This is a genomic window from Fodinicola acaciae, assembly GCF_010993745.1.
Taxonomy (GTDB): domain Bacteria; phylum Actinomycetota; class Actinomycetes; order Mycobacteriales; family HKI-0501; genus Fodinicola; species Fodinicola acaciae.
In genome coordinates this window covers 374,034-392,522 of sequence record NZ_WOTN01000003.1, presented here as the reverse complement: position 1 = coordinate 392,522, position 18,489 = coordinate 374,034, and the positions used below count along the sequence as shown (strand labels likewise).

15 protein-coding genes are annotated in these 18,489 nt (G+C 66.9%); 12 read left to right on the top strand and 3 right to left on the bottom strand.

All coding sequences use genetic code 11. The annotated features are described in order from the left end of the window. Positions 1–10: 10 nt before the first annotated feature. Positions 11–1,597 (top strand): carboxylesterase/lipase family protein, encoded by a 1,587-nt coding sequence (locus GNX95_RS28200; RefSeq protein WP_163510660.1) that lies wholly within the window; start codon positions 11–13, stop codon positions 1,595–1,597. Here the strand turns inward: GNX95_RS28200 and GNX95_RS28195 are convergent. Both GNX95_RS28195 and GNX95_RS28190 read right to left on the bottom strand, forming a co-directional pair. Further along, complete coding sequence (locus GNX95_RS28195) at positions 1,578–2,135, bottom strand: TetR family transcriptional regulator (RefSeq protein WP_163510659.1); 558 nt, start codon at positions 2,133–2,135, stop codon at positions 1,578–1,580. The genes GNX95_RS28200 and GNX95_RS28195 overlap by 20 nt on opposite strands. After that, the gene (locus GNX95_RS28190; RefSeq protein ID WP_163510658.1) at positions 2,132–2,569 is read right to left on the bottom strand and encodes a hypothetical protein; all 438 of its coding nucleotides are present in this window, start codon (positions 2,567–2,569) and stop codon (positions 2,132–2,134) included. The genes GNX95_RS28195 and GNX95_RS28190 overlap by 4 nt, the downstream gene beginning before the upstream one ends. 162 nt (positions 2,570–2,731) lie before the next feature. On the opposite strand from GNX95_RS28190, the gene GNX95_RS28185 reads away from it, so the two are divergent. The 7 genes from GNX95_RS28185 to GNX95_RS28155 all read left to right on the top strand — a co-directional run bounded on the left by GNX95_RS28185 (position 2,732) and on the right by GNX95_RS28155 (position 12,329). After that, the gene (locus GNX95_RS28185) at positions 2,732–7,609 is read left to right on the top strand and encodes an NAD-glutamate dehydrogenase (RefSeq protein ID WP_163510657.1); all 4,878 of its coding nucleotides are present in this window, start codon (positions 2,732–2,734) and stop codon (positions 7,607–7,609) included. Between the two features lie 310 nt (positions 7,610–7,919). Further along, positions 7,920–8,543: a ThuA domain-containing protein gene (locus tag GNX95_RS28180; RefSeq protein WP_425483928.1), complete on the top strand. Its 624-nt coding sequence runs from the start codon at positions 7,920–7,922 to the stop codon at positions 8,541–8,543. Further along, complete coding sequence (locus GNX95_RS28175; protein ID WP_187369715.1) at positions 8,528–9,610, top strand: Gfo/Idh/MocA family protein; 1,083 nt, start codon at positions 8,528–8,530, stop codon at positions 9,608–9,610. The genes GNX95_RS28180 and GNX95_RS28175 overlap by 16 nt, the downstream gene beginning before the upstream one ends. Before the next feature lie 92 nt (positions 9,611–9,702). Continuing rightward, entirely contained in the window at positions 9,703–9,849 is a 147-nt protein-coding gene (locus GNX95_RS28170) for a lasso RiPP family leader peptide-containing protein (protein WP_163510654.1), read from the top strand. Next, on the top strand, positions 9,846–11,690 hold the full coding sequence (locus tag GNX95_RS28165) for an asparagine synthase-related protein (protein ID WP_163510653.1): 1,845 nt from the start codon (positions 9,846–9,848) through the stop codon (positions 11,688–11,690). Before GNX95_RS28170 ends, GNX95_RS28165 begins: the two co-directional genes overlap by 4 nt. Then, positions 11,677–11,928 (top strand): lasso peptide biosynthesis PqqD family chaperone, encoded by a 252-nt coding sequence (locus GNX95_RS28160; protein ID WP_163510652.1) that lies wholly within the window; start codon positions 11,677–11,679, stop codon positions 11,926–11,928. The genes GNX95_RS28165 and GNX95_RS28160 overlap by 14 nt, the downstream gene beginning before the upstream one ends. After that, entirely contained in the window at positions 11,925–12,329 is a 405-nt protein-coding gene (locus tag GNX95_RS28155) for a lasso peptide biosynthesis B2 protein (RefSeq protein ID WP_163510651.1), read from the top strand. The genes GNX95_RS28160 and GNX95_RS28155 overlap by 4 nt, the downstream gene beginning before the upstream one ends. Here GNX95_RS28155 and fdhD read toward each other — a convergent pair. After that, positions 12,326–13,168 (bottom strand): formate dehydrogenase accessory sulfurtransferase FdhD, encoded by an 843-nt coding sequence (gene fdhD / locus GNX95_RS28150; protein WP_163510650.1) that lies wholly within the window; start codon positions 13,166–13,168, stop codon positions 12,326–12,328. The genes GNX95_RS28155 and fdhD overlap by 4 nt on opposite strands. 77 nt (positions 13,169–13,245) lie before the next feature. On the opposite strand from fdhD, the gene GNX95_RS28145 reads away from it, so the two are divergent. The 4 genes from GNX95_RS28145 to fdhF all read left to right on the top strand — a co-directional run bounded on the left by GNX95_RS28145 (position 13,246) and on the right by fdhF (position 18,486). Then, positions 13,246–13,509, top strand: coding sequence for a DUF6457 domain-containing protein (locus GNX95_RS28145; protein WP_163510649.1), 264 nt, complete (start codon positions 13,246–13,248; stop codon positions 13,507–13,509). 122 nt (positions 13,510–13,631) lie between these two features. Next, positions 13,632–14,102 (top strand): formate dehydrogenase subunit gamma, encoded by a 471-nt coding sequence (locus tag GNX95_RS28140; RefSeq protein ID WP_163510648.1) that lies wholly within the window; start codon positions 13,632–13,634, stop codon positions 14,100–14,102. Next, positions 14,099–15,673 (top strand): formate dehydrogenase beta subunit, encoded by a 1,575-nt coding sequence (locus GNX95_RS28135; RefSeq protein ID WP_163510647.1) that lies wholly within the window; start codon positions 14,099–14,101, stop codon positions 15,671–15,673. Before GNX95_RS28140 ends, GNX95_RS28135 begins: the two co-directional genes overlap by 4 nt. After that, positions 15,670–18,486, top strand: a complete 2,817-nt coding sequence (fdhF, locus tag GNX95_RS28130; RefSeq protein WP_163510646.1) for a formate dehydrogenase subunit alpha — start codon at positions 15,670–15,672, stop codon at positions 18,484–18,486. Before GNX95_RS28135 ends, fdhF begins: the two co-directional genes overlap by 4 nt. The last annotated feature ends 3 nt before the right edge of the window (positions 18,487–18,489 follow it).

Below are 18,489 nucleotides of genomic sequence, written 5' to 3'. Positions count from 1 at the left end.
GATGGCGATCATGAAACGCATCCTCGCCGCCGTTGTGGTGGCAGCTCTTTCGTTGACCGGATGTACGTCGATGGAGCCGACCGCGGCCGGTTGTGTCGCTGACACCTCGGTCGGTGAGATTTCCGGCACGTCCGCCGGAAAACTCTGCACGTACAAGGGGATTCCGTATGCGGCGCCACCCACCGGTGACCGTCGCTTCCGTCCGCCGCAGCCGGCGCCTCCGTGGGAGGACACGCTCCGGGCCACCGACGGCAGCCGCGTCTGTCCGCAGTTTCCGGACCGTAGCTCGGAAGACTATCCGGACAGCCGCAAGGTCTACGCCGACGAGGACTGCCTTTATCTCAACGTATGGGCTCCGCGTGGCGGCAGCGCGCGCCGGCCGGTGATCGTCTTCGTCCATGGCGGCGCGGCGATTTTCGGCAATGCCAACGAAGCCCGCTATGACGGCACGACACTCGCGACGCGCGGGGACGCCGTCGTCGTGACGATCAACTATCGCCTCGGCATCCTCGGCTGGTCGGAGCTCGGCGATCTCGACCCGGCGTATCGCGGCTCCGGCAACAACGGCCTGCGCGACCAGATCGCCGCCTTCACCTGGGTACGCCAGCACATCGCGGATTTCGGTGGCGATCCCGGCAATGTCACCGCGGTCGGCGAGTCGGAAGGGGCGTTCTCGCTGAGCGCGTTGCTGGCGACCGACCATCCGCAGCGGCTTTTCCGCCGCGTCGTGCTGGAAAGCGGCAGTGGCTACATGGATCGCTCGGCGGCATTGGAAAAGGAGCTCACCGCGCCGTTCCTGTCGGTCGCCAAGAGCGTGGCCGCGTTGAAGTCGATGACCACCACGCAGTTGTTGACATTGCAGGAAAAGACGCTCGAGTCGCTGCCGGGAGCCTTCACGCGCGCGGTGTATTTCGGTGCGTACGTTGACGGAAACCTCGTGAAGGCGCCGCTCATCCAGCGCGTACGAGCCGGTTACGCCCGCGGGATCGACCTGATCACCGGCACCAACCGCGACGAGCTCCGCTATTTCGCGCAGTTCGATCCGTCGGTGTTGCGGCTCAGCCAACCGCAGTATGGCCTGCTTTTCCCGGCACCGCTGGCAAGCCGGCGGTCGGCGATGGTCGGCGCGTACGCGGCGGCGCGGCCACACGCCAGCGAGGGGGACATCGCGCTGGCGATGGCAAACGACCAGACGATGCGCGTGCCGGCGACGCGGCTCGCGGCGGCGCAGTCGCGCTGGGCTCGCAGCTATCTCTACCAGTTTGACTGGGCTCCGGCGAAGGGGCTCGGTGCGATTCACACGGCCGAGCTGCCGTTCGTCTTCGGTACGCTGCGGTTCACCGGCATCCCCGGCGGCGCTGAGTCGCTGTCGACCGACCGCGCGCGGATGACCGCACTGTCCGGCCGGATGGTCACGGCGTGGACGTCGTTTGCGCGAAACGGAAATCCTGGCTGGCCGGCCTACCGTACGCCGGCCCGGGCGACGATGGTCTGGAACCTCACACCCAAGGTCGCGTACGCGCCGAACGACGCCGAGCGCGCACTGTGGGACCCGTACGACTTCGCCGCGCTGGACATCAACCTGCCAGGCCGTTGACCAAGGCGGTCAGGCCAAGCTCGAACCACTCGTCGTAATACGCCTCGACCGCCGACCGGTTCGGCACGTCGGCGGCGCCGGGCGTGGAGCCGGCCTGCGCCATCGCGTGGCCGAGCACGAACACCGCCACCGACTGCACCGCGAACTCGGCCCGCCGCCGCGAGAAACCGGCCGCGACGAGTGGGCCGAGCAGCGGATGTCCGAGGCTTTCGGCCGTGTCCGGCGTCGCCGGCCGGGTGGACACCAGCGGCAGCAGCCGGGGATGGGCGAGCAGCGCCGCGCGCATCCCGGCTCCGAACGCGAGCAGGCCATCGCGCCAGTCGGCCGCCGGAGCGACCGTCAGGTGCGACGCGTACGACTCGGTCGCGGCATCGACGATCGCGTCCAGCAGATCGGCTTTGCTGGGGAAGTGGTGATAGAGCGACATCGGCTCCACCCCGACCTGAGCCGCCAGCCGCCGCATGGTCAGCTTCTCGACCCCGGCCGCGTCGATCACCTCGATCGCCGCGGCCACGATCTTGTCTCGACTCAGGCTCACAACACCTGGACGCTAGCAGCAACTCCGGTGACGACCATGGCGACCGCGATCAGGCCGACGACCATGTGCTGCGCATCGGGCATGTACGGCCGCCGTGGCAGCAGCTTGAGGGTGCGCTGGTAGTCGCGCTCGTAGTGCACCTGCCACGACGCGCTGGCCCGGCCGGTCAGGTAGGGGATCCACCACGAGCGCAGGTGGCCGCCGAGCACCACCAGGCAGAGCCCGGCGCCGATCAGCGTCGTCACCACGTTGCCGACCGCGAACAGGACCGCGATCGCGGCCATCACCGGGTAGTTGGCCGCCGCCGCGATCAGCCGCAGCCGTGTTGGCTGCGCCGACAGGTCGTTGAGCGGATACATCGGCACCCATTCGGTGACGATTTCCCAGGTCAGCATCGCCATCGCTGCGACGGCAGCGAGAAGTGTCCAGTTCATCGACTCTCTCCCTTACTAAGTAAGCCGTACTTAGTAAGGTAGAGGTGTGGCGCGAGCGGGTCAAGGCACAATGACCGATGCAGAGTGGCCGTGGGTCTTGACGGGACGGTCAGTAGGGTTGAAGCGTCACCACAAAGGCGTGGATGTCGAAGGAGCGGACCGATGCGTACCGAAGCGCCGTTGGACGACGCTGGAAGAGACGGCAACCTGGAGGGTGTGAGCGATCTGGTCGGCGCCGCCGCCGAGCGCGCACCCGACGCGCGGACGGCGGCACTGGTCAGGCGCTACTGGGGGATGGTGCCGGCCGACGACCTGGCCGGCCGCGCTCCGGAGGACCTGCTCACCGCCGTACGTTCCCACCGCGAGCTGGCCGAGCAGCGGGTCACTGGCGAGCTGCGGATGCGCATTCACACACCGGACCCGGCCAAGGCCACCTGGGCCGGTGGCCACACGCTGGTCGAGATCGTCACCGACGACATGCCGTTCCTGGTCGATTCGGTCACCGCGGCGCTGTCCCGCCACAACCTGACCGTGCACCTGGTCGTCCATCCGCAGCTGGTGGTGCGGCGCGAGGTGCTCGGCGCGCTGTCCGAGGTGCCGGCTGACGAGGGCCTGGCCGAGTCGTGGATGCACCTGGAGGTCGACCGGACCCGTAACGAGGCCGAGCTGACCGCGATCCACAACGACCTGCAGGAAGTCCTCACCGACGTACGGGAGGCGGTCGAGGACTGGCCGCGGATGCGCGACACCGCGCTCAACCTGGCCGCCGAGCTGGACGACGGCGGTGGCCTGCTGCCGGTGCCGGCCAAGGACGTGGAGGACAGCCGCGAGCTGCTGCGCTGGCTCGCCGACGACCACTTCACCTTTCTCGGCTATCGCGAGTACGAGCTGGGGGAGGACGGCGCGGGCCATCCGTATCTGGCCGCCGTGCCGTCGACCGGCCTCGGCATCCTGCGCCAGGACCAGACGCAGGTCCGCTCGCTGAAGTCGATGCCGGCCGCCGCGCGCGACCGTATCAAGGAAAAACGGCTGCTGGTCATCACCAAGGCCAACTCGCGCTCGACCGTGCACCGCAGCGCCTATCTGGACTACATCGGCATCAAAGTCTTCGGCAACGACGGAGAAGTCATCGGCGAACGCCGTTTCCTCGGTCTGTTCTCCTCGGCGGCCTATCTGGAAAGTGTCAAGAAACTCCCAGTCGTGCGGCGGAAAGTCGCCGACATCCTGACCAGATCGGGGCTGTCCAAGAACAGTCACTCCGGCAAGGACCTGATCTCCATCCTGGAGACCTATCCGCGCGACGAGTTCTTCCAGGCACCGACCGACGAGATCTACGACACCTCGATGGGTGTGTTGCGGATGGCCGGCCGCCGCGTGCTGCGGCTGTTCGTCCGGCGCGACTCGTACGGCCGGTTCATCTCGTGCCTGGTCTACATGCCGCGCGACCGCTACACGACCAAAAACCGGGTGCGGATGCAGGAAATCCTGACCGAGGCGCTCAACGGTGTCGGGCTGGACTACACCACGCGGGTCACCGAAGACCTGATGGCGCGCGTGCATTTCACCGTACGCACCGACCCGACCGACCCACCGGACCACATCGACGTGGCCGCGCTGCAGGAAAGGCTCGTCGCCGCGACCCGCTCCTGGGACGACGACTTCGCCGCCGCCATGCAGGAATCGGTCGGTGAGGAGCAGGCGCGCGTGCTGGTGCGCCGCTATGGGCCGGCTTTTCCCGAGGCGTACAAGGAAGAACACACCGTCCTGGAGGCGGCCGAGGACGTGTCGCGGCTGGAGATGCTGGAAGAGCCGGGAGATCTCGGCACGCATCTCTATCGCAAAAACGACGAGCTGCGCTTCACCGTACGCCGGCTGCTGGAGCCGATGTCGCTGTCCGACGTGTTGCCGGTGTTGCAGTCGATGGGAGTGAAGGTCTTCGACGAGCGGCCGTTCCGCTTCCACCGGCTGGACGCGAATGGCGACAACCGTCCGGAGGACACCGCCTGGGTCTATGACTTCGGTCTCGGGGAATGCATAGGGGTCGACGCCGACGCCGTACGCGGTCCGGTGCAAAACGCGTTTTCCGCGTGCTGGCGCGGAGAGTCCGAAGTGGACGGTCTGAACGCGCTGGTGCTCGGCGCCGGCCTGACCTGGCAGCAGGTGTCGGTGTTGCGCGCGTACGCGAAATATCGCCGGCAGGTCGGTCAGGTCTATTCCGACCGGCTGGTTTCCACCACCCTGGCGCAAAACCCCGGCATCGCCGGCGGCCTGGTCGACCTGTTCCTGCTGCGGTTCGACCCCGGCCTGAAGCTGCCGATGGACGAGCGAAACACGCGCGCCGAGGAGTTGGTCGCCAAGCTCACCGCCGAGCTGGACTCGGTCGAGAGCCTGGACGCCGACCGGATCATGCGCAGCCTGCTCGCCACTATTTTGGCGACCACGCGCACCAACTACTTCCAGCGCGGCCGGGACGGCCGGCCAAAGCCCTATCTGGCACTGAAAATCGACCCGTCGATGGTGCCCGACCTGCCGGCGCCGAGGCCGAAGTACGAGATTTTCGTCTACTCACCACGGTTTGAAGGCGTACACTTGCGGTTCGGGCCGATCGCCCGCGGCGGCCTGCGCTGGTCGGACCGGCGGGACGACTTCCGCACCGAGGTGCTCGGCCTGGTCAAGGCGCAGATGGTGAAAAACTCGGTGATCGTGCCGGTCGGCGCCAAGGGAGGCTTCGTACTGAAGCGGCCGCCGGCGAGCACCGACCGGGAGGCTTTCCTGGCCGAGGGACAGGCCTGCTATCGGATGTTCATCTCCGGTCTGCTGGACCTGACCGACAACCGTAACGCCAACACCGACGGCACCACCGAGGTCATTCCGGCGACAGATGTCGTACGACACGATGACGACGACAGCTATTTGGTTGTCGCGGCGGACAAAGGCACCGCGACCTTCAGCGACCTGGCCAACTCGATCGCCAAGGAATACGGCTTCTGGCTGGGAGACGCGTTCGCCTCCGGTGGTTCGCAGGGTTACGACCACAAGAAGATGGGGATCACCTCGCGCGGTGCCTGGGAGTCGGTGAAACGGCATTTCCGCGAGCTCGGCCACGACACCCAGACCGAGGACTTCACCGCGGTCGGCATCGGCGACATGTCCGGTGACGTTTTCGGCAACGGAATGCTGCTGTCCGAGCACATCCGGCTGGTCGCCGCCTTCGACCACCGGCACATCTTCGTCGATCCGAAGCCGGTCGCGGCCACCTCGTATGCTGAGCGGCGCCGGCTTTTCGACCTGCCGCGCTCGTCGTGGGCCGACTATGACACCTCGCTGATCTCGGCCGGCGGTGGAGTTTTCCCACGTACGGCCAAATCCATCCCGATCAGCGCGGAAATGGCCACCGCGCTGGGGATCTCCGACCCGACCGTTACCAAGCTGGCACCGGCCGAGCTGATCCGGCAGATCCTGATGGCGCCGGTCGACCTGCTGTGGAACGGTGGCATCGGCACGTATGTCAAGGCCAGCACCGAAACACACGCCGACGTCGGCGACAAGACCAACGACGGCGTCCGCGTCAACGGTCGTGACCTGCGCTGCAAGGTCGTCGGAGAAGGCGGCAACCTCGGCTTCACCCAGCGCGGCCGGATCGAGTACGCGCTCGCCGGCGGCCGGATCAACACCGACGCGATCGACAACTCCGCCGGCGTGGACACCTCCGACCGCGAGGTCAACATCAAGATCCTGTTGGACGGCGCGATTTCCTCCGGCCAGCTGGCCGAACAGGAGCGCAACTCGCTGCTGGCGCAGATGACCGACGAGCTCGCACACCTGGTTTTGCAGGACAACTACGAACAGAACATCGCGCTCGGCAACGCTCGCTCCGGCGCCGGGCCGATGGTGACCGTACACGAGCGGCAACTCCGCGCGCTGGAAGCCGAAGGCCGGCTCGACCGCGCACTGGAGTTTCTGCCGTCGGTCGAGGAGATGCGGGAGCGCGAGGCGGCCGGCCGCGGCCTCACCTCGCCGGAGCTGTCGGTTTTGCTGGCGTACGTGAAAATCGGCCTGGAACAGGACATCGCCGCGTCCGACCTGCCGGACGAGGACTGGTGCATGCCGACGCTCGTCGACTATTTCCCCACGCCGCTGCGGGAAAACTTCGCCGAGCTGATGAAGTCGCATCCGCTGCGGCGCGACATCATCACCACGCGGGTCGTCAACGACTGTGTCGACCGCGGCGGCACGTCGTTCGTTTTCCGTGCGGTGGAGGAAACCGGCGCCGACGTGGTCGACGTCGTACGCGCCGCCGAGGTCGTCCGGCAGGTCTTCGGACTGCGGGAAGTGTGGGCCGAGGCGGAAAAACTCGACGTACACGTGCCGACCGCCGCGCAGACGCAGCTCTATCTGCGCAGCCGCCGGCTGGTCGACCGCGCGACCCGCTGGCTGCTGCAGAGCCGGCGGCCACCGATCGACGTCAGCGCCGAGGTCGCGCGCTTCCGCCCCGCCGTCGCCGAGCTGCTGCCGAAAGTCGAGCAGATGCGCGGTCCGCGCGAACGCGAGGCGATCGAAGCCGAGGTCGCGCAGCTGTGCGCGGAAGGCGTACCGACCGAGGTCTCCCGGCAGGCGGTGCGGCTGATCTACGCTTTCGGCCTGCTCGACGTGGTCGAGGTCGCCAACCGCAGCGGCCAGCCGCCGACCGAGGTCGCCGAGGTCTATTTCGCGGTCGCCGAACGCTTCGAGATGGAGGCACTGCTCGACCGGATCTCCGACCTCAAACGCGACGACCGGTGGAAGTCGCTGGCCAGGATGGCGCTGCGCTATGACCTCTACGCCGCGATGGCCGAGTTCACCGCGGAGGTCATCCAGTCCACCCCGGACAACCTGGGTCCGCACGAGCGGGTCAAGGAGTGGATCGCCGCCAACCGCCCGTCGCTGGCGCGCGTACAGGCGAGCCTGCGCGACATCGACGAGCTCGGCAGCGACCTGGCGACCCTGTCCGTGCTGCTGCGCCAGATCCGCACCGTCATCCGGGCCTCGGCCTCTGGGTGAGTCGGCTGTGCTGATCCAGCCGCGGGGGGTGCGGCGGGATCAGCGAGTCGGCGTGTGGTGGTGTTGGGGTGGGGCGGTGGTCGCAGTGCTGCATGGTGCGATGGGGAGATGGTTGGGTTTTTCGCCTGCGCGGCGGGCGCGTAATAGTTGCTTAACAAGATATCAAGCGGACTTGTGCTCCGCTGCTGGCGACCGGATGTGGCGGGTGCTGGTTTTCCGAAACCGGCGATATTAGGGTCGTGGTGTGAGTCGAAATGCCTTGGTCGTGCGGGGTGGCTGGGATGGGCACGTACCCGTTCCGGCCACCGACATGTTCATCCCATTCCTTGAGAACAACGGTTTTTCGGTGCGGACGGCGGGCTCGCCGGCGCCGTACGCGGATGCCGACTACATGGCGACCGTCGATCTCGTGGTGCAGTGTTACACGATGGGGACGATCGAGCCGGCCGAGCTCGCCGGGCTGCGACAGGCCGTGCAGGCCGGCACCGGGCTCGGCGGCTGGCATGGTGGCATCGCCGACTCGTTTCGCAACTCGTCAGATTATCTGCATCTGATCGGCGGCCAGTTTGCCTGCCATCCTGGCAAAAGCGCCGAGCCGGCCGGTCTGCCGGACGACAACTACGTGCCGTACAGAATCAACGTTTTGCCAGCCGGAAAGACGCATCCGATCACCGAAGGTATCGACGATTTCGATCTGGTGACCGAACAATACTGGGTGCTGTCCGACGACTACGTCGACGTTCTCGCGACCACCACCCAGAAAGTGCGCCCATGGGACCCGTGGAAACGCGAGGTCACGTCGCCGGCGGTCTGGACCAGGCAGTGGGGGGACGGCCGGATTTTCGTGGCCACACCTGGACACAGCATGGACGTGCTGGAAAATCCGAGCGTACGGACCATTATCGAGCGAGGTTTGCTGTGGGCAAGCCGCTGAGTGTCGGCATCGTCGGCTGCGGCGCGATTTCCGGACATTATCTGGCGACACTTGACCGGCTGAGCGGCGTACGCCTGGCGGCCGTCGCCGATCTCGACCGGTCGCGCGCGGAAACGGTGGCGAGCAGCCGACCCGGTGTGCGAGTGTTGGCCGTCAGCGAGCTGGTTGACGACACCGACGTCGAGGTCGTCCTCAACCTTACCGTGCCGGCCGCGCACGCCGAGGTGGCGCTGAAGGCGATCGCGGCCGGAAAGTCGGTGTATGGCGAAAAACCGTTGGCGGCGACCGTCGCGGACGCGCGGAAAGTGTTGTATGAGGCCGATGCCGCCGGCGTACGCGTCGGCTGTGCCCCGGACACCGTGCTCGGCACCGGCACGCAGACCGCGCGGCAGGCGGTCGACAGTGGTGCGATCGGCGTTCCGGTCGCCGCGACCGCGACGATGGTCACGCCAGGACACGAGCGCTGGCATCCGAACCCGGATTTCTATTATCTGCCAGGCGGCGGTCCGCTGCTGGACATGGGACCGTATTACCTGAGCGCGTTGGTGACACTGCTCGGTCCGGTCGTCTCGGTGGTCGGCGCGTCCAGCCGGCCGAAATCGGAGCGCGTCATCGGATCGGGGTCGCGCGCCGGCGAGACAATTCCGGTCTCGACCGACACGCATGTCACCGGCGTGCTCACGCACCGGTCCGGCGCGCTTTCCACGCTGCTCATGAGTTTCGATGTGGCCGCGACCCGGTCGTCGCCGATCGAGGTGCACGGCACCGAAGGCTCGCTGGTCGTCCCGGACCCCAACACCTTCGACGGAGACGTGCTCGTACGCGAGATCGGCGAGCCCGACTGGCGGCGGCTCGAGGTGAGCGCCGGCTATCGAGACGCGGCGCGCGGCTATGGCCTGGCCGAGATGGCGACCGAGACCGAGCCGCGTGCGAGCGGCCGGCTGGCCTTCCACGTCCTGGACATCATGGAATCGCTGCTGTCCTCGGCCAATTCCGGCCGAGCCGTCAGCGTCGAGAGCACCTGTCAGCGCCCGTCGCCGGTGCCGTTGACCTCGATAGCCGAGTGACGATAACGATGTTGCGCTAAAACTGGTCTACCGCGAAGCGTCCTGTGCGGGGTATCGTCTGGCGTCGTCATCGACGCCTGAGGAGGACGCGGATGCACGAGGAAGTCGAAAAGACCGCCGAGCAGCGGGAAGCGTACGAGCCGCCGATGGTCGCCGAGGTGGGCACCTTCGCGGATCTGACCAGGGGATCGGCTTACCTGCTCTACGACGCCGACACCGGCAACGGCTACACCAGTTGACCGGTTTCACCGGAATATCGGGGAAAGAGTGGAGCGGCGACTGGTTCGTCGTGCTGCCTGACGCCGATCGCGGTGCCGGTTGGGGATTCGCCGGAGGGGTGAGTGACCAGATCGCTCACCCGTCCGGGCGGCCGTGGATCATCGGACATTGGCCGCCGGCGCGACTGTTGGCCGTCCAGGCGGGGCCCGTGCGGGTCGTCCTGATCGGCTGTCACGACGCGTCGGCCGGCCAGCTGGCGGCGCTGGCCAACGGAATCGACAGCATCGACGAGTTCGACCGGATCGGCGCGGCGGTGTCCGGAAGCTTCCATCTCATCGCCGCCGTCGGCGGCGAGGTCCGCGTGCAGGGCAGCGTTTCCGGCGTACGCCGTCTGTTTCACCGCCGCGTCGCGGACCTTCCGGTGGTCAGCGACCGCGCCGACGTGCTGGCGGCGATCGCCGGAGTCGCCAGTGTCCCGACCGAAAAGCTGGCGGTCCGGCTGCTCTATCCGTCGATTCCGACCGCCCTGCTCGACCGGCCGGATCTGTGGCCAGGTGTCCGGGCCGTGCCGCCGGACAGCTATCTGCGGATCGACGCGCATCGGGCCACTCGCTGCGTACGCCGGTGGAGCCCACCCGATCCGACACTTTCGTTGGCCGAGGGTGCCAAACTGCTGCGCGAGGAGCTGGCCCACGCCCTCGACGCGCGTACGCGCGGTGGCGTGGTCGCCACCGACCTGTCCGGCGGCCTCGACTCGACGCCACTTTCCTTTCTGGCGGCCAAAACGGCCGACCGGCTGATCACCGTCACGATGGGTGCCGAGAGCCCGGACCACGACGACGCGCACTGGGCCAGCGCTGCCGCCGCCGCATTGCCCACGGCCGACCATCTGGTGCTGGACACAGATTCGCTGCCGGACATGTTCGCCGGCGTCGACGACCTCGGTTGCCGGCTTGACGAGCCGATGCTGTGGACGCGCACCAGGCAGCGAAACCTCGCCATAGCGCGCATTTGCGCCGACCGCGGTGCGTCGATCCGCATCACCGGTCACGGCGGCGACGAGGTCATCCACGCGCCGCTGGCGCATCTGCACACGCTCGCTCGCAAGCTCGGCCGGTCGCAGGCTCGCCGCCGGCTCCGCGTCTGCGCGGCGAGATATCGCTGGAACGCAACTGATGCGGCCCGCGCGATCAAGGATTCCCGGCCATACGGCCAATGGCTGGCCGACACAGCGCGAATGTTGACCCAGCCACCGGATCTCGGTGGTCCGGAGGCGATGTTTGGTTGGTCGACACCAATGCGGATGCCGCCATGGGTGAGCCCAACGGCGGTCGACGCCGCACGCGGCGCGCTCCAGCAGCTCTCTCACGAAGCTGTGGCGCCCGACCGTGGCGGTCACATGGCGATCCACCAGGTGCGCCAGCTCGGTTCTTCGGTCCGGCTGGCCAGCCAGCTGTGCGGCGCCGAGACGGGTTTACGGATCGAGGCGCCGTTTCTGGACGACCGCGTGCTCGACATCTGCCTGGCGGTCGATCCGGCCGAACGGAACCGGGCCGATGCTTACAAACCGTTGATGGTCGAGGCGATGAACGGTGTCGTGCCGCCGGAGATCCTGCGGCGTACGACCAAAGGTGAGTTCAGCGCGGACGTACACGGCGGCAGGCGTCGGCAACGGGCCGCACTCGCCGCGGTCTTCGAGGCACCGCTGCTGGCCGATCTCGGACTCGTTGACGGCGACGCATTGCGCCGAGCGGCGACCGGTCTCTTTCCGCCGCATGTCCCACTTTTCGCGCTGGACTCGACACTCGCCGTCGAGACCTGGCTGCGGAGCCGTTCGGGGGTGCCGGATGCGGTTGGCTGATGGAGTCGCGGCGACCGACACCGCGGACGGCCTGGTCCTGCTCAACCAGCGGACCGGGATTTTCTGGCAGGTCAACGGTTCGGGCCGGATGGTCGTGCAGCTTTTGTTGGCCGGAAACGACCAAACCGCTGCCGTCGGTCAGTTGGTGCGCAGCTATCGGGTTTCCACGCAGCAGGCAGCCGACGACGTGGCCGCGTTGGTGGCGCAGCTGCGCTCGGCCGGGCTGGTGACCGGATGAGTACGCCGGTCGTTTTCCGGCGCCCGCCGCGGCTCCCGGTCTGGCGGCGGGCGGCTCCGCTGCTGGCGGTCGGCTTCGCGTTTCTGTTGGCACGCCTGCGACCAGATCGCCTCCGACAGGTGCTGCGGACGGTCGCGCGTCGGGCCAAGCCGGCCACGGTCGCGCAGGCAAGTGCCGCACGCGCGAAAGTCACGTCGGTCAGCCTGCGTTGCGCGACCGAACACTGCCTGCAGCGATCGATCGCCGCCGCGTTGTTGTGCCGGTTGGGCGGCGCTTGGCCGACATTCTGCACCGGCGTACGCACGGCACCTTTCGCCGCTCACGCCTGGATCGAGGTCGACGGCGAGCCAATCGACGAACCCACCAGCACCGCCGGTTTCCACGTCCTGATCCGGATCTAGCCGACCGGAGCGGGTTCGAGGTCGAGCCGGTGCGCGCCGGAGTAGATGTTCATTGAGTTGCCGCGGAGAAAACCGATCAGCGTCAGACCCATTTCCACCGCCAAGTCCACCGCGAGCGACGACGGCGCGGAGACCGCGGTCATCATCGGGATGCCGGCCATGGTGGCTTTTTGTACCAGCTCGAAAGAAGCGCGCCCGCTGACCATCAGAATGGTGCCGGACAACGGCAACTGGCCATCGCGTACGGCCCAACCGACGACCTTGTCGACGGCGTTGTGCCGGCCGACGTCCTCGCGAAGACACAACAGGTTGCCGTCCGCGTCGAAAAGACCGGCGGCGTGCAGTCCGCCCGTACGGTCGAAAACCTTCTGTGCCGCGCGCAAAGTCTCCGGCAGTGTCACGATGACATCCGCGGTGACGCGCAGCGGATCGTCGACGATCGAGTACGCCGCGTTCGTACGCACCGCGTCGAGGCTGGCTTTCCCACACAGGCCACACGACGAGGTCGTGTAGAAATTGCGTTCGATGGAGGGATCCGGGCCAGGCACGCCGTTGGCGAGGGTCGCGTCCAGGACGTTGTAGGTGTTTTGCCCGTCCGCGGTCGCGCCGGCGCAGTAACGGATCGAGACGAGCTGGCTCGCGGCGCTGATCACGCCTTCGCTGACCAGAAAGCCCGCCGCCAGGTCGAAATCGTCGACCGGTGTCCGCATGGTCACCGACAACGGCTTGCCGTTTACCCGGATTTCCAACGGCTCCTCGGCCACCAACGTGTCCGGACGGCCGGTCGGCTCGCCGTCGCGCAGCCGGATCACCCGTCGCCGGGTCGTCACGCGTCCCATCGCTCACCGCCTGCCGGTCGGAGGAATCCCACCTACAGTAAGCACCAAACGCGGGAATGTGCGAACGAGAGGGTCCGATGAACACGTTGGCGGAGTGGACGAAGCGGGTCAGCGCCGAGCTGGAGCTGGATCCGGACACCATGGATCAAACGGTTCTTCTGGATCTGGCAAAGGAAGCCGCACACAACGTGGCGCGGCCGGCCGCACCGCTCACCACCTTCCTCGTCGGAGTGGCGGTCGGCCGCGGCCTGCCGCTGGCCGAGGCGGCCGCCAAGGTCACCGCGATGGCCGCTTCCTGGTCCGACGACAGCGGATTGCAGACAGAATCCAATCCAAAATAAGGCCCTCTGAGCAGTGCTGATAGACGTTACCTATGAGTTGATAGAGAGCAACACTTTGACTCGGCCGCCGCCGCGGCGGAGCATGAGGTGCGTCACCTGTCGCATGACCCGGGAGCGCTGCGTTGGCCTTGTTGCAAGAGAACGTGGAGGAGGTCGTCCGCGGTGCCGTCGAGGCACATCGCGACGATCGCGGCGCGCTGCTGCCGATTCTGCACGACATCCAGGAAAAGCTCGGTTACATCGACGCCACGGTCGTACCGATCCTGGCCAAGGAGCTCAACCTGTCGCGAGCTGACGTGCACGGCGTGGTGACTTTTTATCATGATTTCCGCAAAAATCCGGCCGGTGCGACGACCGTACGGATCTGCCGCGCCGAGGCCTGCCAGTCGGTCGGCGCCGAACGGCTGACCGAGCTGGTGAAATCGCGGCTCGGCGTCGACTTCGGACAGACCACGCCGGACGGCGGCGTCACGCTCGAGCAGGTGTTCTGTTTCGGCAACTGCGCGCTCGGACCTGCCGTGCAGGTCGGCGAGAAACTGTATGGCCGGATGGACGCCGACCGGCTCGCCGGAGTGCTGGAGGCGGGCCGATGACCGTCACCGTTTACGTTCCACGAGACTCGGCCGCGAAATCCGTCGGTGCCGACGAGATCGCCGCCGCGATCGCCGAAGATCCGCGCGTACGACTGATCCGCAACGGATCGCGCGGCATGCTGTGGCTTGAGCCACTGGTCGAGGTCGTCACTCCGGAAGGCCGCATCGGTTATGGACCGGTGGCGCCCGAAGACGTGGAGGGCTTGTTCGCGGTCGGTTTTCTGGACGGCGCCGACCATCGGCTCCGGCTCGGTCCGGTCGACCAACTGGAATGGCTGGCCAGCCAGACCCGCGTCACTTTCGCGCGCGTCGGCGTGGTCGATCCACTGTCCACTGAGGACTATGTGGCACACGGCGGCATGGCCGGCCTGCACAAGGCGCTGTCGATGACTCAGGAAGAGGTCATCGCCGAGGTCACCGAGTCGGGTCTGCGCGGCCGCGGCGGCGCCGGTTTTCCGACCGGCATCAAGTGGAAAACCGTGCTTGACGCGCAGTCGCCGCTGAAGTTCGTGTGCTGCAACGCCGACGAGGGCGACAGCGGCACGTTCGCCGACCGGATGCTGATGGAAGGCGACCCGTTCACCCTCATCGAGGGCATGACCATCGCCGCGTACGCTGTCGGCGCCACCGAGGGCTACATCTACGTCCGGTCCGAATATCCGGACGCGGTTTCGGTGCTGCGCCAGGCGATCGAGCTCGCGTACGCGCGCGGCTGGCTCGGCGACGACATCCTCGGCTCAGGACTGACGTTCGACCTCGCCGTGCGGGTCGGCGCCGGTGCGTACATCTGCGGCGAGGAAACCTCGATGCTGGAGAGCCTGGAAGGCAAGCGCGGCGTGATCCGTGCCAAGCCGCCGATTCCGGCTCTGCACGGCCTTTTCGGCAAGCCGACGATCGTCAACAACGTGCTGTCGCTGGGATCGGTGCCGATGATCCTGGCCGATGGCGCCAAGGCGTTCGCCGCGTACGGTGTGGGCCGCTCACGTGGCACGCAGGTTTTCCAGCTGGCTGGCAACATCGCGCGCGGCGGCATTGTCGAGACGGCTTTTGGCGTCACGCTTGGAGATCTGGTCAACCATTACGGCGGCGGCAGCCGTTCCGGCCGGCCGGTGCGCGCGGTGCAGGTCGGCGGACCGCTCGGCGCGTATCTGCCGGTCTCGCAGTTTGACCTTCCGATGGATTACGAGGCGTTCGCCGCGGCCGGCGCGATGGTTGGCCACGGTGGCGTCGTGGTTTTCGACGACACCGTCGACATGGCCAAGCAGGCCAGGTTTGCGATGGAGTTCTGCGCGGTGGAGTCCTGCGGCAAATGCACGCCGTGCCGGATCGGGTCCGTACGCGGCGTCGAGGTGATCGACAAGATCATCGCCGGCCGCAACAGATCCGAAAACCTGGTCCTGCTCGACGATCTATGCGACCTGATGACCGACGGGTCGCTGTGCGCGATGGGTGGCCTGACGCCGATGCCGGTGCGCAGTGCGGTGAAGCATTTTCCCGAAGACTTCAACAAACTTCCGACCGAGGGCTTCTCGATCCTGGAGGCCACGCAGTCACTGGAGGCCGGCCGATGACGCTGATGAAGGAACCCGACCTCGGCACGCCGCCGGTGCAGGCCGACACCCTGGTGGACGTGGAGATCGACGGCCAGCCGGTGACCGTGCCGGCCGGCACGTCGGTGATGCGCGCCGCGGCACTTGCTGGCGTCGACATTCCGAAGCTGTGTGCGACCGACAGCCTGGAGGCTTTCGGTTCCTGCCGGTTGTGCCTGGTGGAGGTCGAGGGTGGCCGGGGCACACCGGCGTCGTGTACGACTCCGGTCGCCGCGGGCATGAAGGTCAGGACACAGACGCCAAAACTGGAAAAACTCCGCCGCGGTGTGATGGAGCTCTACATTTCCGACCACCCGCTGGACTGCCTGACCTGTCCGGCCAACGGCGACTGCGAGTTGCAGGACATGGCCGGCGTGGTCGGCCTGCGCGACGTGCGTTATGGCTTCGACGGTGAGAACCACCTCGACGCGCCGACCGACAGCTCCAACCCGTACTTCGATTTCGACGCCAGCAAATGCATTGTCTGCTCGCGGTGCGTACGCGCGTGCTCGGAGGTGCAGGGCACCTTCGCGCTGACGATCTCCGGCCGCGGCTTCGACTCGAAGGTCTCGCCCGGCCAGGACGAGCTTTTCCTGAGCTCCGAATGTGTGTCCTGCGGCGCCTGCGTGCAGGCCTGTCCGACCTCGACACTGCAGGAAAAGTCGGTCGTCGACCTCGGCATGCCGACGCGTACGGTCATCACCACCTGCGCGTACTGCGGCGTTGGCTGTTCCTTCAAGGCGGAGCTGCGCGGCGACGAACTCGTGCGCATGGTGCCATACAAGGACGGCGGCGCCAACGAAGGACATTCCTGCGTGAAGGGCCGGTTTGCCTTTGGCTACGCGAGTCATCCCGACCGGGTGCTGAAGCCGCTGATGCGCGAGAAGATCACCGACGAGTGGCGTGAGGTCGAGTGGGACGAGGCGATCTCGTTCGTCGGGCGCCGCCTGCGCGAGATCCAGGACACGCACGGCATCGGCTCCATTGGCGGCATCACGTCCTCGCGCTGCACCGACGAAGAGGTCTACGTCGTACAGAAAATGGTGCGCGCGGCCTTCGGCAACAACAACGTCGACACTTGCGCGCGGGTCTGCCACTCGCCGACCGGCTATGGCCTGAAGCAGACTTTCGGCACGTCCGCCGGCACCCAGGACTTCAAGTCGGTCGCCAAGGCCGACGTGATCGTGGTGATCGGCGCGAACCCGACCGACGGCCATCCGGTTTTCGCGTCGCGGATGAAGAAACGGCTGCGCGAAGGCGCCAAGCTGATCGTCGTCGACCCGCGGCGGATCGACCTGGTCCGGTCGCCGCACGTCGAGGCGCAGTATCACCTGCAGCTGGCTCCCGGCACGAATGTGGCCGTAGTCAACGCTTTCGCGCATGTCATCGTCACCGAGGGCCTGGTGGCCGACGACTTCGTCGCCGAGAGGTGCGAAGGATACGAAGAATGGGCCGAGTTCATCGCCCGCCCGGAAAACAGCCCGGAGGCGGTCGAGGACGTCACCGGAGTGCCGGCCGCGGACCTGCGCGCGGCGGCACGTTTGTACGCCACAGGTGGAAACGCCGCGATCTACTACGGCCTCGGCGTCACCGAGCACAGCCAGGGCTCGACGATGGTGATGGGGATGGCCAACCTCGCGATGGCCACCGGCAACATCGGCCGCGACGGCGTCGGCGTGAACCCGTTGCGTGGTCAGAACAACGTGCAGGGCTCGTGTGACATGGGGTCGTTCCCGCACGAGCTGCCAGGCTATCGGCACGTCGCCGACGACAGCGTACGGGAGATCTACGAGACGCTGTGGGGGCGCGAGATCCAGAACGAGCCGGGACTGCGCATCCCGAACATGTTCGACGCGGCCGTCGACGGCTCGTTCAAGGCACTTTTCGTGCAGGGTGAGGACATCGCGCAGTCCGACCCCAACACCTCGCATGTCACGGCCGCGCTCAGGTCCCTCGACCTGCTGGTGGTGCAGGACCTTTTCCTCAACGAGACGGCGAAGTTTGCGCACGTGTTGCTGCCTGGCACGTCCTTCCTGGAAAAGGACGGCACGTTCATCAACGCCGAGCGACGGATCAACCGCGTACGGCCGGTGATGGCGCCGCGGACCGGCAAGCACGAGTGGGAGATCGTCTGCGAGATCGCGCAGGCGATGGGTTATCCGATGACGTACGACCATCCGAGCCAGATCATGGACGAGATCGCCATCACCACGCCGACGTTTTCCGGAGTTTCGTTCGACATGCTTGACCGCGTCGGCAGTGTGCAGTGGCCGTGCAACGCCAACGCGCCAAGCGGCACGCCGATCATGCACGTCGACGGTTTCGTACGCGGCAAGGGAAGGTTTGTCGAGACGCGCTATGTGCCGACCAGCGAGCGCAGCACGCGGCGTTTCCCGCTGATCCTCACCACCGGCCGGATCCTGTCGCAATACAACGTCGGCGCGCAGACGCGGCGTACGGCGAACATCGCGTGGCATCCGGAGGACGTGCTGGAGTTGCACCCGCATGACGCGGAAGTGCGCGGCATTTCCGACGGCGACGAGGTGACGTTGGCCAGCCGGGTCGGAGAAACCACGCTGCACGCGAAAATCGACGACCGGATGCCGGTCGGTGTGGTCTACACGACCTTCCACCATCCGGTCACCGGCGCGAACGTCGTCACCACCGACAATTCCGACTGGGCCACCAACTGTCCGGAATACAAGGTGACCGCGGTGCAGGTACGGTTGCGGAAACCGGCCACGCCGGCCGAAACTGGCGACGAGGTGCGCATGCCGGCGCTGGCTCAGGATTGAGGT

Bases quoted from the DNA above. Each gene is read 5' to 3' on its own strand.
- GNX95_RS28185 (WP_163510657.1), top strand. From the start codon at position 2,732: ATGCGTACCGAAGCGCCGTTGGACGACGCTGGAAGAGACGGCAACCTG.
- GNX95_RS28180 (WP_425483928.1), top strand. From the start codon at position 7,920: ATGTTCATCCCATTCCTTGAGAACAACGGTTTTTCGGTGCGGACGGCG.
- GNX95_RS28135 (WP_163510647.1), top strand. From the start codon at position 14,099: ATGACCGTCACCGTTTACGTTCCACGAGACTCGGCCGCGAAATCCGTC.
- fdhF (WP_163510646.1), top strand. From the start codon at position 15,670: ATGACGCTGATGAAGGAACCCGACCTCGGCACGCCGCCGGTGCAGGCC.
- GNX95_RS28200 (WP_163510660.1), top strand. From the start codon at position 11: ATGAAACGCATCCTCGCCGCCGTTGTGGTGGCAGCTCTTTCGTTGACC.
- fdhD (WP_163510650.1), bottom strand. From the start codon at position 13,168: ATGGGACGCGTGACGACCCGGCGACGGGTGATCCGGCTGCGCGACGGC.
- GNX95_RS28170 (WP_163510654.1), top strand. From the start codon at position 9,703: ATGCACGAGGAAGTCGAAAAGACCGCCGAGCAGCGGGAAGCGTACGAG.
- GNX95_RS28145 (WP_163510649.1), top strand. From the start codon at position 13,246: ATGAACACGTTGGCGGAGTGGACGAAGCGGGTCAGCGCCGAGCTGGAG.
- GNX95_RS28155 (WP_163510651.1), top strand. From the start codon at position 11,925: ATGAGTACGCCGGTCGTTTTCCGGCGCCCGCCGCGGCTCCCGGTCTGG.
- GNX95_RS28160 (WP_163510652.1), top strand. From the start codon at position 11,677: ATGCGGTTGGCTGATGGAGTCGCGGCGACCGACACCGCGGACGGCCTG.
- GNX95_RS28190 (WP_163510658.1), bottom strand. From the start codon at position 2,569: ATGAACTGGACACTTCTCGCTGCCGTCGCAGCGATGGCGATGCTGACC.